At 58.7% G+C, this 13,635-nt stretch carries 13 protein-coding genes and 1 pseudogene; 6 read left to right on the forward strand and 8 right to left on the reverse strand.

Translation table 11 applies throughout. The features are described 5' to 3' along the window. Positions 1–102: 102 nt before the first annotated feature. Positions 103–1,308, forward strand: coding sequence for a GTP-binding protein (locus Tal182_RS14625; protein ID WP_085859877.1), 1,206 nt, complete (start codon positions 103–105; stop codon positions 1,306–1,308). 187 nt (positions 1,309–1,495) lie between these two features. Here Tal182_RS14625 and Tal182_RS14635 read toward each other — a convergent pair whose 3' ends face one another. Next, positions 1,496–1,822, reverse strand: a complete 327-nt coding sequence (locus Tal182_RS14635; RefSeq protein WP_085859878.1) for an RcnB family protein — start codon at positions 1,820–1,822, stop codon at positions 1,496–1,498. A gap of 323 nt (positions 1,823–2,145) precedes the next feature. Between Tal182_RS14635 and Tal182_RS14640 the strand changes: the two genes are divergently transcribed. Next, the gene (locus Tal182_RS14640; RefSeq protein ID WP_085860948.1) at positions 2,146–2,529 is read left to right on the forward strand and encodes a VOC family protein; all 384 of its coding nucleotides are present in this window, start codon (positions 2,146–2,148) and stop codon (positions 2,527–2,529) included. 93 nt (positions 2,530–2,622) lie between these two features. Further along, positions 2,623–3,954: a hemolysin family protein gene (locus tag Tal182_RS14645; protein WP_085859879.1), complete on the forward strand. Its 1,332-nt coding sequence runs from the start codon at positions 2,623–2,625 to the stop codon at positions 3,952–3,954. Here Tal182_RS14645 and chrA read toward each other — a convergent pair whose 3' ends face one another. Beyond that, the gene (gene chrA, locus Tal182_RS14650) at positions 3,955–5,376 is read right to left on the reverse strand and encodes a chromate efflux transporter (protein ID WP_085859880.1); all 1,422 of its coding nucleotides are present in this window, start codon (positions 5,374–5,376) and stop codon (positions 3,955–3,957) included. 1 nt (position 5,377) lies between these two features. Then, on the reverse strand, positions 5,378–6,193 hold the full coding sequence (locus Tal182_RS14655) for a chromate resistance protein ChrB domain-containing protein (RefSeq protein WP_085859881.1): 816 nt from the start codon (positions 6,191–6,193) through the stop codon (positions 5,378–5,380). A gap of 336 nt (positions 6,194–6,529) precedes the next feature. Here Tal182_RS14655 and Tal182_RS14660 point away from each other — a divergent pair, with 336 nt between their 5' ends. Beyond that, positions 6,530–6,844: a hypothetical protein gene (locus Tal182_RS14660; protein ID WP_064810736.1), complete on the forward strand. Its 315-nt coding sequence runs from the start codon at positions 6,530–6,532 to the stop codon at positions 6,842–6,844. A gap of 344 nt (positions 6,845–7,188) precedes the next feature. On the opposite strand, the gene Tal182_RS14665 is transcribed toward Tal182_RS14660, so the two are convergent. The 5 genes from Tal182_RS14665 to ligD form a co-directional block, all read right to left on the reverse strand. Then, positions 7,189–7,491 carry a hypothetical protein gene (locus Tal182_RS14665; protein WP_085859882.1) on the reverse strand — a complete coding sequence of 101 codons (303 nt, stop codon included), beginning with the start codon at positions 7,489–7,491 and terminating at the stop codon, positions 7,189–7,191. A gap of 90 nt (positions 7,492–7,581) precedes the next feature. Next, positions 7,582–7,878, reverse strand: coding sequence for a hypothetical protein (locus Tal182_RS14670; RefSeq protein WP_085859883.1), 297 nt, complete (start codon positions 7,876–7,878; stop codon positions 7,582–7,584). A 355-nt stretch (positions 7,879–8,233) separates the two neighbouring features. Next, positions 8,234–9,307, reverse strand: coding sequence for a hypothetical protein (locus Tal182_RS14675; protein WP_085859884.1), 1,074 nt, complete (start codon positions 9,305–9,307; stop codon positions 8,234–8,236). Then, positions 9,307–11,154: a DUF3696 domain-containing protein gene (locus tag Tal182_RS14680; RefSeq protein ID WP_085859885.1), complete on the reverse strand. Its 1,848-nt coding sequence runs from the start codon at positions 11,152–11,154 to the stop codon at positions 9,307–9,309. Before Tal182_RS14680 ends, Tal182_RS14675 begins: the two co-directional genes overlap by 1 nt. 192 nt (positions 11,155–11,346) lie before the next feature. Further along, a complete protein-coding gene (ligD, locus tag Tal182_RS14685) occupies positions 11,347–12,399 on the reverse strand; it encodes a non-homologous end-joining DNA ligase (RefSeq protein ID WP_085859886.1) in 1,053 nt (350 codons plus the stop codon). A gap of 152 nt (positions 12,400–12,551) precedes the next feature. On the opposite strand from ligD, the gene Tal182_RS14690 reads away from it, so the two are divergent. Together Tal182_RS14690 and Tal182_RS14695 are read left to right on the forward strand one after the other, a co-directional pair. Continuing rightward, a complete protein-coding gene (locus Tal182_RS14690; RefSeq protein WP_085859887.1) occupies positions 12,552–13,283 on the forward strand; it encodes an SOS response-associated peptidase in 732 nt (243 codons plus the stop codon). A 150-nt stretch (positions 13,284–13,433) separates the two neighbouring features. Continuing rightward, positions 13,434–13,633: pseudogene (locus Tal182_RS14695) on the forward strand (hypothetical protein). Positions 13,634–13,635: the final 2 nt, after the last annotated feature.

Genomic DNA, 13,635 nt, shown 5'->3' on the forward strand with positions numbered 1-13,635 from the left:
CGCCCTGGAAAGAGCTGAGGCGGAAAGAGGCGGATGACCCCGTTCCGCCTTTTTTCGGCATCAATTATGTAATGATATAACATTAACATCAATGAGGCTCCCATGGACAACAGACTTCCGGTCACGGTGCTCTCCGGCTTTCTCGGCGCCGGCAAGACGACGCTGCTCAACCATGTGCTCGCCAATCGCGAGGGCCTGTGCGTCGCCGTCATCGTCAACGATATGAGCGAGGTCAACATCGACGCCGCACTGGTGCGCGATGGCGGCGCCAATCTCTCGCACACCGAGGAAGAGTTGGTCGAGATGACCAATGGCTGCATCTGCTGCACGCTGCGCGACGACCTGTTGAAGGCGGTGCGCGATCTCGCCGATCAGGGCCGCTTCGATTACCTGCTGATCGAATCCACAGGCATCGCCGAGCCCCTGCCCGTCGCCACCACCTTCGAATTCCGCGACGAGAATGGTCGGAGCCTTTCCGACGTCGCAAGGCTGGACACGATGGTGACCGTGGTCGACGCCGCCAATCTGCTCGCCAATTACGCCTCGGCCGATTTTCTCGCCGACCGCGGCGAAACCGCAGGCGACGGCGACAACAGGACGATCGTCGACCTGCTGGTCGAACAGATCGAATTTGCCGATGTCGTGGTGCTGAACAAGATCGGCACGGCAAGCGAAGAAGCCCGCGACGCCGCGCGCAAGATCATCGTCGGCCTCAATCCGGATGCCAAACTGATCGAGGCGGATTTCGGTAAGGTTGCGCTGAAGGAGGTGCTCGGCACCGGCCGTTTCGACATCGGGAGGGCCGAGACCCATCCGCTCTGGTACAAGGAACTGCACGGCTTCAGGGATCACGTGCCGGAGACCGAAGAATACGGCATTCGCTCCTTCGTCTATCGCGAGAAGCGGCCCTTCCATCCGGCAAAATTGCAGGCCTTTCTCGACAGGACATGGCCGGGCGTGGTGCGCGCCAAAGGCTTCTTCTGGCTGGCGACGCGGCCGCACCATGTCGGCGAGGTCAGCCAGGCGGGCGCGATCGTCCGCACCTCCATGATGGGCCTGTGGTGGGCTTCCGTGCCGCGCGAACAATGGCCGGAGGAACCCGGCTTCCTCCGTGCCATCGGCCCCTATCTCGACCCCGTCTGGGGCGACCGCCGCCAGGAAATCGTCTTCATCGGCGCCGACCCGATGGACGAGGCTTGGATCAGGAGCGAACTCGACGCCTGTCTGGTGCAAAGCGATGCCTTCACACCCGAACACTGGCGCAACCTGCCCGACCCCTTCACCAGCTGGAGCCGGCAGGCGGCATGAAGGCGACAGCGATCAAACGCTATCGCTGCGTCTGCGAGGAATGCGATCCATTGCCGCCGATCGAGGGGCTGCATCCGTTGACGCATGACGTTGTCGATGAGACGCCGCGAAAAGCCAGGGGATTGCTCAGGGTCATCGCGGAACAGATAGTGCCGTTGCGCCGAAAAGGCGGCCGAAGCCGCGCCAATCAGCGTCCGACGACAATACTGGAGATCACCCCGCTGGTAACGCCGATCAGCAGGAAATCGTTGTCGGCGCGGACCCAGCGATAGCCGCGGGGCGGGGGCGCCAGGCGGTAGCGGCGGTAGTCGTTGACGTCGCGAAACTGGCGACGTTCGCGGGCGTTGACACGATATCCCTTCTTCCAATGCGGCCGCACGACGGTCTTCTTGACGATCACCTTCTTCTGGACGACGACAGGCGGGCGACGCAAATCATCCGCGCTGGCTTGGTAGGCGATGATCGGCGAGAGAAGGAAGGAAGCGGAAAGAAGGGGTGCGAAGAGCTTTTTCATGTGGGGTTCCTCATGTTGGGCACAGGAGCAAACTAGGCCCGAAAAGATGAACCGAAACTGAAACTTAAATTAAACTTTGGTAATGGATTCCGATGCCTGCGGGGTGAAATTAATATTTCAGTTTAATCTTATATATCCCGGTAAACAGCCGTTGTTCCCGACAGGACGCAATCGACGCATAGTCTGGAAGATCGGATTCGATTTTCTGCGGAATTGGGCGCAGATTCAAATAACGGAGCGTTGCTTCGCGCCTTCGATCGAGCGCCTGGCGCCGTTGGACCGCCGCGCGGGATCGCTCCACTTAAGAGATGATGGAGGAAATCATGCCCGGCATCAGTATGCGTTATATTGTTGACGACGTCGACGCCGCATTGGAATTCTACACGCGGCATCTCGGCTTTTCGGTCGCGCTTCACCCGGCCCCGAGCTTCGCCATTCTGACAAGGGACGGTTTTCGGCTGCTCGTCAGCGGCACGACCGGACCGGGCGGCGCCTCCCAGGCAATGCCCGACGGACGAAAGCCGGAGCCCGGCGGATGGAACCGCATCCAGATCGAAGTCGCCGACCTCGAAGCCGAAGTCACCAAGCTGCGCCAGGCGGGCGCGCATTTTCGCAACGACATAGTCCAGGGCATCGGCGGCAAGCAGATCCTGCTGGAAGACCCGGCCGGAAACCCTATCGAGCTTTTCGAAGCGCCGAAGCGATAAGCGCCGCGGCATCGCAAGAATGGCGGCCGCGCCTTGCCAGCTCTGTGCGAGCGTGTAGTTTCGGACTCGCATCAATTCAGGGGTAAGCAAAATATGTCCGAATCCGCGGGCGGGCTCTTCGACTTTGTCGGGATACTAGCCGTGTTCTTTCTCGTCGCTGCCAATGGTTTCTTCGTCGCCGCCGAATTCGCACTGGTTTCGATGAGGCGCAGCCGTGTTGCCGAACTTGTCGCGGCCGGTCACATGAATGCCTCCGCTCTCCAGCGCGCCATCGACAATCTCGACGCCAATCTCGCCGCCACCCAGCTCGGCATCACCATCTCGTCATTGGCTCTGGGCTGGGTTGGCGAGCCGGCACTCGCCCATCTGATCGAACCGTTGCTCTCCTGGCTGCCTGAGCCATGGGTAACGACCGGCGCCCATACCGTCGCCATCGTCATCGCTTTCGTCATCATCACGGCGCTGCACATCGTTCTCGGCGAGCTCGCGCCTAAAAGCCTGGCGCTGCAGCGCAGCGAGGCCACCTCGCTTGCGGTCGTGCGTCCCCTCGGCCTCTTCCTGCTATTGTTCAAGCCGGCGATCTTCACCTTGAACGGTATGGGCAACCTCGTGCTGCGGGCGGTCGGCCTTCGCGCCGGAACCGGAGAATCCTCGTTCCACTCGCCGCAGGAGTTGAAGTTGCTGGTCGCCGAGAGCCAGGAGGCAGGTCTTCTGAACCAGGTGCAGCAGCAGCTCGTCGAGCGGGTATTCAACATCGGCGACCGGCCGATCTCCGACATCATGACCCCGCGTCTCGACATCGAATGGTTCGATGCCGACGACAGCGAGGCGGAGGTTCTGAAAACGATCCGAGAGTGCAGCCATGAGCAGTTGCTGGTCGCCCGCGGCTCGATCGACGAACCGATCGGCATGGTGCTGAAGAAGGATCTTCTCGATCAGGTCCTCGACGGCGGCAAGATCAGGCCGTTGGAGGTGATCAAGCAGCCCCTGGTGCTGCACGAGGGTAGCAAGGTCGTGCGCGTGATCGACAGCTTCAAGGCGTCGCCCGTGCGCCTTGCCATCGTCGTCGACGAATATGGCAGTCTCGAGGGCATCGTCACCCAGACAGACCTGCTCGAAGCCATCGCCGGCGATCTGCCGGGCGCCGACGAGGAGCCCGACATCGTCGTGCGGGAAGACGGTTCGCTGCTGATCGACGCAATGATGCCGGCCTTTGACGCCTTCGAACGGCTGGGCCTCAAGGATCGCCCCGACGCTGATTTCCATACGCTGGCGGGCTTCGCACTGCATCAGCTTCAGCATATCCCGGAAGCCGGCGAAACCTTCCTCTTCGAAGACTGGCGCTTCGAGGTGCTCGACATGGACGGCATGCGCATCGACAAGATGCTCGCGACCCGCATTCCCGCCGGAGGAGCAGAGGCTTGATCAATTCATCGCCAGCGTCCAGAGCATGCCTGCGATCGCACAGCCGAAGAGCGTCGTGATAACTGAGGTCTTGAAGCGGAAGAGTGCGATGGCGGCGGTGGCGGAGAGCACGATTGCCGCCGGTACGGCAGATTGCAGCTCGGGAATATCGAGCCGCAGGTTTCCGAAACTGACCTGCGCGACTTCGGCAAACAGCGTGTGCAGCCCGAACCAGATGGCGAGGTTGAGAATGACCCCGACCACCGCCGCCGTGATCGCTGACATTGCCCCGGCAAGCGCCACATTGCCGCGCAGCTTTTCGATGAAGGGCGCACCGAGGAATATCCAGAGGAAACAGGGCACGAAGGTTACCCATGTCGTCAGGATCGCGGCAAAGGTGGCGGCAAGCATCGGATCGAGCGAGCCGGGATTGCGAAAGGCGGCCATGAAGCCGACGAACTGGAGCACCATGATCAGCGGCCCCGGCGTGGTCTCGGCCATTCCGAGACCGTCCAGCATCTCGCCGGGTTTCAGCCAGCCGAAATGCTGCACGGCCTGCTGCGCGACGTAGGCGAGCGCGGCATAGGCGCCGCCGAAGGTGACGACCGCCATCTTGCTGAAGAAGAGGCCGATCTGGCTGAAGACGTCACCTGGTCCGAAGAACGTGTAAAGGACGGCGACCGGCACCAACCAAAGGGCAAGCAGTATAGCCGATATGCGCAGCGACCAGGCGAGGTTGGCGCGCGCATGCGCCGGAATACGCTCGCCCAGCGCCGATTCGGCATCCGACAGCACCGCGCCGCTTGCGGCCTTGTGGCCGCCGCCCGCCTTGAAGGCGTCGAGGCCGAGCCGGCCGCCGAAGAAGCCGATGATTCCCGCGGCCAGCACAATCAGCGGGAACGGAACGTGGAAGAAGAAGATGGCGATGAAGGCGGCGGCCGCGACGGCAAGCATGACGCGGTTTCTCAGCGCCCGGCTGCCGATGCGGATGACGGCCTGCACGACGACGGCAAGGACGGCCGCCTTCAGGCCGAAGAACAGGCCAGCGACGATGCCGATGCTACCATAGGCCGCGTAGATATAGCTGAGGCCGAGGATCGACAGGAAGCCCGGCAGCACGAAGAGCACGCCGGCGACGAGACCGCCGAATGTGCGGTGCATCAGCCAGCCGATATAGACGGCGAGCTGCTGCGCCTCGGGCCCGGGGAGCAGCATGCAATAATTCAAGGCATGCAGAAAGCGGTGCTCGCCGATCCATCGCTTCTCGTCGACGATGATCCGGTGCATGACCGCGATCTGGCCGGCCGGGCCGCCGAAGCTCAAGGCGGCGACGCGCAGCCACACCCGGAAGGCCTCCCCGAACGAAACGCCGTGGTGATGCCCCTCGCCCGCGTCCTTGTTGCCCGCCTGTCCGGCGGGCGCATTCTCCGTCATGTCGATCATCTCATGCCCTCTTTTTCGGTGCGGGCCAGTTGTGGGTCTCTTCGGTCGCATCGCGGCACCAGCGGAAGAAGGCATCGTAGAGAAGCATTCCGGCCTCGAGCTGCTCCAGATCGTCGGAATACATTCTGGAGAGGCCGAGCGAGACAGCAAGCAGACCGGACGCCTCGGGCGCGAGATCGAGCCTGGCTGTATCCGCCGCCCTGACGATCTGCGCCAGGCGCAAGAGCGGTTCGGATGCCAACCCGAACTCCTCGACCATCACGTCGAAGGTGCAGAGCTCGCCGCGATGACTCCAAAACACGTCCTCGATGTCGAAGGTCGCAGCCTCGAAGCGCTCGCCGACAGCGACAACCTCAGGGGCCGGCACGAACAGGAAGACGGCATTCGGATCGATGAAGCGCCGGATCAGCCAGGGACAGGCGATGCGGTCGATTTTCGGCCGCGCCCTGGTCACCCAGACGGTGCGCCCCTGCGCGTCACGGCGCGGCAGCTTCGCCTCGGGCACCGCTGGTCCGGCCGCGGCCCAGGCTTCGAAGCCGCCTTGGAGGCTTTCCGCCTCAATTCCCGCATGCCTGAGATAGGCGGCGACACCATGGCTGAGCTTGGCTCCCCTGTGGCAGACCACGACGACGGCATCGGCATCGATGCTATCGGCCCAGGACGCAACCTCGGCGTGATCGCGCCGGATCGAGCCCGGCACCAGGCGTGGATCGAGCGCGAAATCCTCGTCCGTGCGGACGTCGATGATGCAGGGCGCCCCGGGAGTTCCGATGAGGCGGCTGAGCTTATCGGGAGATATTTCGAGAAATGACGGCATGACGCGTCCCTCCGTTGATCGGTTTTACCGGACGCGATTCTTCGGCATGTCGCCTCGTGGGGTGATCGCAACCCCAGACCGAAAGCATTGGCAAAGACACCCCGTCCTGTCAAGGACGAGACTTACGCTGCGGTTATGTCCGTCTATACGGCGGCTGTGCCGTGCGTATGACAGCCAGCGATCTCCTCAGGCTTCACCCCCCCGCAATTGCCTTTCGCCTGCCGCTCAAGAAGCCGCTCCAGCCCGAAAACCCCGCCAATACAAACGCTTCGCCCCCAGAATGGAACAAAAGTCCCACTCATCCATTTCTTCCTCACCGAAAGAGGAGAAAGTACCATGACGTACGACCCCAATAATGCCAACGATCCGAACCGCCCGCTGAACCCGAACCTGGACCTGCGCACGACGCCGACGGCGCGCAGCAGCAATACGTGGGTTGTTTGGGTTGCTGCATTGGCCGTGATCGCTGTTGCTGCATTCGCCTATTCGCAGTGGAGCAGCACATCTCCCGGCACTTCGCCGGATACGACAGCCTCCACGACGCAGTCCGAGCCGGCCCCGGCTAAACCGATCGCTCCGACCGACAACAGCGCAACGCCTGCTCCCGCACCTGCACCGGCCACCCCGCCGGCCGCTCCTGCCCAGCAGTAACCGCTCCGGTCGTAAGAAGCCGCGCTAGATGCCTCCTTGGCGTATCCGGCAGGACACGCCAAGGAGGATCTATGCATCGAATAGCGTATGATCCTGGGGCGACCCCAGCCTCAGGGTCACGCGGCCGGCACCAGCTTCTTTTCTGCGGCCAGCCCTTGAATAACCGCAATCGGCACTTATTTAGAGATTATTAAATTTGTCTCTGACGGCTGACCACGGATGTACTGGCAGCCGTCATTGAGACAGATCGAGGAAGGTCGGTGCGAGTTTCGCCCGGCCTTTTTTCTTGGGGAAGACCGAGCGATTTCACGGTCCCCGCGTGAAGCGTAACCTGCAGCCCGATATTAATTGGGAATCCTGTTGTAGAAGGACTGCGGATCGTACACGCACTCATAGTCGAGAACGCACATCTTCCCGTCCCCATCCCTCACCGTTGCAGTGTCGTACTTGTCACCCAGATTGCATCGGGCCGGCGGATAACGGAAGCTGCGACCGCCGATGCCCATACGCACGAAAACGGCTTTGTCCTTACGGATGATTTGCGCAAGCTCCTTGCAGCTGTGATCCCTGGCATTGACCTCTACCGCCTCGACGGCAAGGGCTGCGGACGGAAACAACAGGGCGAAGGCCAAAAGGACGCTTTTCATGGGAACTCCTGGATGCGAGAGCGTGATGGCGGCAAAAAAACGAGAGCGGTTTCGGATGATATCCCACGCAACTGAAAACGAATTCTGATTTCAGGGAAAATTATAGGGCGACGCCGGGTCGAACACGCAGGCATAGTCCAGAACGCAAGCCCTCCCTTCGGCATCGCGAACGCTTGCGGTACTGCGCTTGTCGCCCATGCCGCATTGCGCCGGCGGGTAGCGGAAGCTGCGGCCGCCGAGGCCGACACGGACAAAGACCTTCTCGTTCTGTCGGATGATCTGCGCAAGCTCGCTGCAGCTGTGGTCCCCCGCTCTGACCTCCATTGCGCTGGCGGCAAAGGCCGGCAGCGGCAAGGATAAAGCCACGACGAATATGACGGTTCTCATGGACCACTCCCGTTAACGAGGGTGAGATAGGATGCGCAGGTCGACGCAGCCAGTCATGCCGAGACTTGCCCGCTGGCCTCGAAACGAGACCATGCGCTGACGCAATTCAATCAATCTTATCAAGAGATTTGGTGGGTGATGTAGGGCTCGAACCTACGACCCGCTGATTAAGAGTAATCAAGGGTACCCTGCATCGCCTGAAAAACAAGGAACGTGGTTTCCAGTGGCCGCCTCCCGCCGCCGTAAAAACACGGGAACATAAAGTGAATTGGAAACCGTTCGTGGGGATTAATCACATTGATCCATCCGACTCTCGCTCCGCCTGGAGGATATTTATGCCGCTACCAATTAGCGGCTAAAGCACATCCCCCAAATTAATCAAAGTTTCTTCGCCAGAGACGCCGGGGGCTATATAGAGCTCATGTTTCGCGCCTACGTTTGCGAATTCAATATGTGGTCCACAGTCCCAATGCATCAGACGAAGACCGACACCACCGCCATTTATATGCGTCCGGCATGCCCCGGCGTGGTCGCGTACTCGCCTGGTCTGGACCGGTCTGCCCATAACGCGGATGTCAGCGATGCCGATGTCGGCGACAATCTGCGCACACAGCTCGAAAGTCGTTGAGGAGTAGTGCTGCGTCCCAGCACAACCGTGCCCGCAAAGCGAATCAAAGAAATCACTACCGATGGTGAACTGTCTGAGATCGGCAATGGCAGCACCTTGATCGATAGACTTTTTTAACGCGAATGCCCCCAGAGACACTGCAAAATGAATATCTTCTGCCGAGCTTGCATTCCGCCAAAGTTCTTCAGCAACAGAGATATCTACTAGGTCAACGATATTCTCCAAGATCTTTACCTGACTGGTGAATTGAAAGGGCAAAGGGCCATACACAGGCGCTGGATTGTGCGAGGCCGCATCAACAATCGAGGTGACGTCATAAACCCGAACACCGCCGGCATTCATTGATGAACCGACGTACCAAGTGCTACCCGATTCATTTTTAGCCCCAACTGAAACGAAAACTCTCTGAGTTTCCGTGGCCAATCTAGCCGGACCAAGACCTGGAGGCAGCGGAGGCACGGACGAGAAGTACGAAAAATCATAGACCTCAAATGTATTCAACTCGTGAGGGCGCGCGGCACGATCCAAGAGGATCAGATACTGCTTGTAAAGATCATTTACGGAATAGATGTGGGCGAGCCCTTCGGCGTTGAGGAATTCCTCAATGCTCTCTATGCTCGGATAGTCGACGCCAAGAACATCCTCCGCGTCGTCCGATACAACGATCTTCAGTGGAACATCTTCCAGCGTGAGAACCGAGAAATGCGTCATGCGATCGATTATCTCTTGAGAGACACCAGAGATTCCATATCCGTAGTTGGGGACAGCCAGTAGAGCCGTGTCGACATATATGTGAAGCATTAGTCGTTTCTGATTTTGCTCTTGCGCTTTCGGGCGGCCGCTTGAATAATCCTACCGACATCCTGTTGTGACTGCTCAAAAAAGTCTTTTGGCCAGTTCAAAATGGCACCAAACTCGCTTATCTCGACAGGAGTTAGCCCGCTGACACTGCCTTTTTTTTCGGAGAAGAGTATATTCACAAGAGGTCTGACGTTGTCGCTCGGAGCGGTCGCGATACGCAACCTCAGTCGATCAACTAGGTATTCACTGTGGGTTTCTAGAATGGTCTGCTTTCCGTCTAAAGCTAGCGCCAAGAAAAAATCTGCCAAACGCGCCTGGACCTTTGGGTGCAGATGTAACTCCGGCTGTTCAAAAACAAGCAAACTACCTCGAGGAGCTAGCAGCGCCATCACCACGATTGGGAGCACTTGACTAACACCTACGCCGACATTTGTGAGATCGTGAAGCCTGACTTCATCTCCCACAGACACACGCATGCGGTTACCGAATACCCCCGCGTCCATAGTCTCCACCGAGGTCGCGACGCCGAGATACTCTAACCACGAGGCGGCGGCAACTTCGAGGATATCTAGCCGCTCGACTGACAAGGCAACGTAGTCCGTTTCACTCTTCCCATCTGGCGGACTGTGGTACGCAACGTGGTTTCGCTTATTAATCTCAAAAACAGCCGCCGTGTGTTCACCGCGATATCCCACATCTGTAGTACTCTCGAGCGCCTCGGGTTGGTACACCGGCCGTGGACTATCTCTTAGTGGCCCAAGGTACCTGATGCCAAACTTGAAAAAGTCGGTTATATAACTTCCAGCATAGTCGATACCTTGGGATCTTCCTCCCATATACTGGAATTCTGGCTTTCGTTCCGACGACGCGATATCCTTAACGGCCGCCTTCAACCGTGTAATGTCCGCGAGATTGGGGTCTGACTGGTCGAGATCACGAAGCGATGCGAGAAGGCCCGCAGGCCTCCTGATAAAACGTGACAGTTTTTCTTGAGCGTCAGACAACTGAACCGGCTCAGCACCGCCAGTAAAAGGCTCAGCTCCGTGAGCGATAAGCCATTCATTGATGGCAGAGACGATCTTAGGGGAGAGCGTTTCCTCCGAAGAGACACGATGGGTGGCTAGAAGCGAAGTTTGCCGGAAAAGCGCATCGATTAAAGCATCTATCTCTACTTCAGTCTGGTTGAATTTGACGACAGCAAACTCAGGAAGAAAGTAGGAAACGTAGCCACCCTCAATCGTGCCCTCCGGTTTGCTGTCGATCAATTCACGTTCAGTGTCGGGGTCTGTGTCGATTTCGTAGGGGAAGCGACTAGAGGTGCCTCCTCTGAGAAAATCGCAATATAGAAATACTTGTTCTTCGTCGTGTTTTCCTAGCAACCGCAATGACGTGCTAATGAGATCCGGACTAAGATTCCTTTCTTGGACATGGGCCTCCCGGAAATCATCCGTTTCTGGAAGGCCATATTGAAGAGAGAGCGATATAGCCTCCCACCCAGGACCGCCCATTTGCAGCCCATAGTTGCTCGATCTGGACCAATGAGGTCTTCCCTGATACGATAGTTCGTGGTTCTTTATCTCAATATTGAAGTTGATCGCGAAGTCATCGCGGGCTGCCTCGTGGTTTTTCACGTCCCTGAAAGATCCCATGCGAAGGATCGGGCCGTTGAGAGAAATAGCTCTGTCCTCCGGGCCGTATTGAAGAGTTTGCTTCAATACAAGGATACTTTGTATAAGAGTGCTCTTCCCACTGCTGTTGGCGCCCGCTAGTACGTTGACCATGGAAAGATTCAACGGCGGCAGCTCTTTGAAAGCTTTGAAATTATTTAGGGACCAATGCGTAAGCATCTAGAGTTTCTCATCGAAGGCGAGTTTTTGCGAAGCTTGTAGCCGAAACAGATTAATCGTTAGTAGCCCTGCTGCGCAAGAATCAACTTGTGCTGACACTTCCCCCCCCCGGTGCGCAACCTCGACGGATGGAGAGGAGCCACCTACCTGCCTTCTAGAGCTGAGTTCAGTTGCGGACCATGGATTGCGGGGTTATTCCAACTCGTAAACCCCAGCGTTGTCCTGCTCCTCCCTCAAGCCCTTATACGAGGGGTGGCGCAGCTTGCCGTCATGCGTCCACGACCGATATTCGATCTCGGCAACCAGCTTCGGCTTTATCCAGATCAGGTTCTTGCGCCCACCGGAATATTTGACGGCCGGTTTGGTCGCCTTGATCTTGTCCATCGTCGCGCGAAGCTTCAACGCCTCGTCTGCCTTGAACCCCGTCCCGACCGATCCGACGTAAACCAGCTCATCACCCTTCCGAGCAGCCAGCAGGAGCGCGCCGATGTTCCCGAACGCCGCGTTGGAGCGCTGATAACCGACGATCGCGAAGCCGTCGCTCTGGATGCATTTGATCTTCAGCCAGTCGCCGTACCTGCCGCCGCGATAGGTGCTGTTCCGATCCTTTGCGATGATGCCTTCAAGACCATGCTCGCAGGCGATGCGCAGGAGCGTATCCCCGTCCGCCTCGATCTCCTCGGATAGCCGGATGGCTTCTTCGCCGCCGGTCGGCACCAGCCCCTCGAGGAGATGGCGCCGCGCGGTGAACTCCGTCTCGGTAAGGTCATGACCATCGAGATAGAGCAGATCGAAGACCATACAGACCGATTCCCACGATATCCGCTTGCCGCCCTTGCCGCCGAGCGACTGCTGAAGTTTGCCGAAATCAGACCTGCCGAGATCATCGAACACGACCGCCTCGCCATCCAATATCGCCGTCGAGACAGGAAGGCGCTTTGCGGCCGCCAGGATCGCGGGGAAGCGGGCCGTCCAGTCGTGCCCGCCCCGCGTCAGGATGCGGACGCCCTTGGGCTCAATGTGGACAGCCAGGCGGTAACCGTCCCATTTCACCTCAAACGCCCATTGCCGCCCCTTCGGCGGCCGCGGCTTGAGGAGCGCCAAGCACGGATCAATGCGTGCCGGCATAGGGTCGAGAGTAAGTTGATGCTGGGCCGGATCACGCTTCTTACGTGGCCGGCTGCGGATCGGCGCCTCGGCTTCACCGAGCAACGGCTTGGAAGGCTTGCGAGGCGGCTTTGTCATACCGCCAGTTGATCAGCCAATTCTCAAAAGGCAATTGACCCAGATTGAGTATTGACGCTCCGTAAGTACCGGCGGGGAAAACAGTTCGGCTGCCTTGACCTGCTGAGGGAGGGTTATATCTAAATAAGTAGTCTCCCCCCATGGAATACGGAATGTGTAGTCGCGTTTATATCAAAGAATCGCTTCACGACCTCGCGCGTAGTTTCCCTTTCGCCGGGCAAGGCGAGCTTGACGGCTTGGTTGACCGCATCCCTCGATACAACGGCTCACCAAGCCAAGTTTATCCGATCATCATCCAAGAAGCAGCGCCGGAAACCGGTATCGTTGCCCCGGTCTTTGCAATAGCAAAGTGGGGGCTGGTGTCGGCATCTAGAATGCCCAGCGACCGGCGTCTCCCATTGGTTGATGTCCGCTGCGAAAAGATTGCCTCACACAAACTCGCCGGGCCTGCCTACCGGTCTCGCCGCTGCTTGATCCCAGTCAACGGATTCTTCGGGTGGAAATCATTCACCCACAGCCGAGAAAAACAACCCTATGCCATCGCGATGAAGACGGACGTTCTGTTTGCTATTGCCGGTATTTGGGAGGTCTGGCGCCACCCAGCTGGCATCGATATCCGTACCTTCGCCGTCATTACCTGCGCGCCGAATGAGATGATGAAGACGCTCGGTGAACGAATGCCAGTTATTCTCCGTCGGAACGATTATGCGCGCTGGCTATCTCCTGATCCAAATCCATCCGACCTGATGAAGCCATACGAGGCCGAGCTTATGACCATGTGGCCGATCGGCGTGGGCATCGACAACTTGAAGAATACCGGCCCCGAGATCATCAGCCCGGTTAATTTTGGTGAGCAGCGTCAGGTGACTCGTCAGCTTCGCTGAGGGGCGCGGAGGTCCGCAGTCCATTCTGCCACGACATCAGCCGCCCTCAAAAAAGAAATCGAGGATTATTGACTCCATCGCGCCCGTGAACATAATAAGAACATCGGCGAGGCGGCCGCCAATCTGAAAACTTGATTATGGAGCACGGATATGCGCGAGCAGCCGATCGGCGAAGCCGTGGAACAGGACGAGCGTGAAGCGGTGATCGCCTATCACCGCGGCGATATGCGGGCGGCAATAGCAACATTGCTGGACGATGTTCGCCACCTCCGTCGGCAATTGGCGCTGACCGAAGCGCAATGGGGCGAGGAATGACGCGCGGCTGGCGGCCGACCTATGACCGAGACTGACA

This window comes from Rhizobium sp. TAL182 (genome assembly GCF_002117725.1).
Classification (GTDB): domain Bacteria; phylum Pseudomonadota; class Alphaproteobacteria; order Rhizobiales; family Rhizobiaceae; genus Rhizobium; species Rhizobium esperanzae.

Coding starts and splice junctions, on each gene's coding strand:
- Tal182_RS14625 (WP_085859877.1), top strand. CDS start 103: ATGGACAACAGACTTCCGGTCACGGTGCTCTCCGGCTTTCTCGGCGCC.
- Tal182_RS14655 (WP_085859881.1), bottom strand. CDS start 6,193: ATGCCGTCATTTCTCGAAATATCTCCCGATAAGCTCAGCCGCCTCATC.
- Tal182_RS14645 (WP_085859879.1), top strand. CDS start 2,623: ATGTCCGAATCCGCGGGCGGGCTCTTCGACTTTGTCGGGATACTAGCC.
- ligD (WP_085859886.1), bottom strand. CDS start 12,399: ATGACAAAGCCGCCTCGCAAGCCTTCCAAGCCGTTGCTCGGTGAAGCC.
- Tal182_RS14670 (WP_085859883.1), bottom strand. CDS start 7,878: ATGAGAACCGTCATATTCGTCGTGGCTTTATCCTTGCCGCTGCCGGCC.
- Tal182_RS14675 (WP_085859884.1), bottom strand. CDS start 9,307: ATGCTTCACATATATGTCGACACGGCTCTACTGGCTGTCCCCAACTAC.
- Tal182_RS14680 (WP_085859885.1), bottom strand. CDS start 11,154: ATGCTTACGCATTGGTCCCTAAATAATTTCAAAGCTTTCAAAGAGCTG.
- Tal182_RS14665 (WP_085859882.1), bottom strand. CDS start 7,491: ATGAAAAGCGTCCTTTTGGCCTTCGCCCTGTTGTTTCCGTCCGCAGCC.
- Tal182_RS14640 (WP_085860948.1), top strand. CDS start 2,146: ATGCCCGGCATCAGTATGCGTTATATTGTTGACGACGTCGACGCCGCA.
- Tal182_RS14635 (WP_085859878.1), bottom strand. CDS start 1,822: ATGAAAAAGCTCTTCGCACCCCTTCTTTCCGCTTCCTTCCTTCTCTCG.
- Tal182_RS14690 (WP_085859887.1), top strand. CDS start 12,552: ATGTGTAGTCGCGTTTATATCAAAGAATCGCTTCACGACCTCGCGCGT.
- Tal182_RS14660 (WP_064810736.1), top strand. CDS start 6,530: ATGACGTACGACCCCAATAATGCCAACGATCCGAACCGCCCGCTGAAC.
- chrA (WP_085859880.1), bottom strand. CDS start 5,376: ATGATCGACATGACGGAGAATGCGCCCGCCGGACAGGCGGGCAACAAG.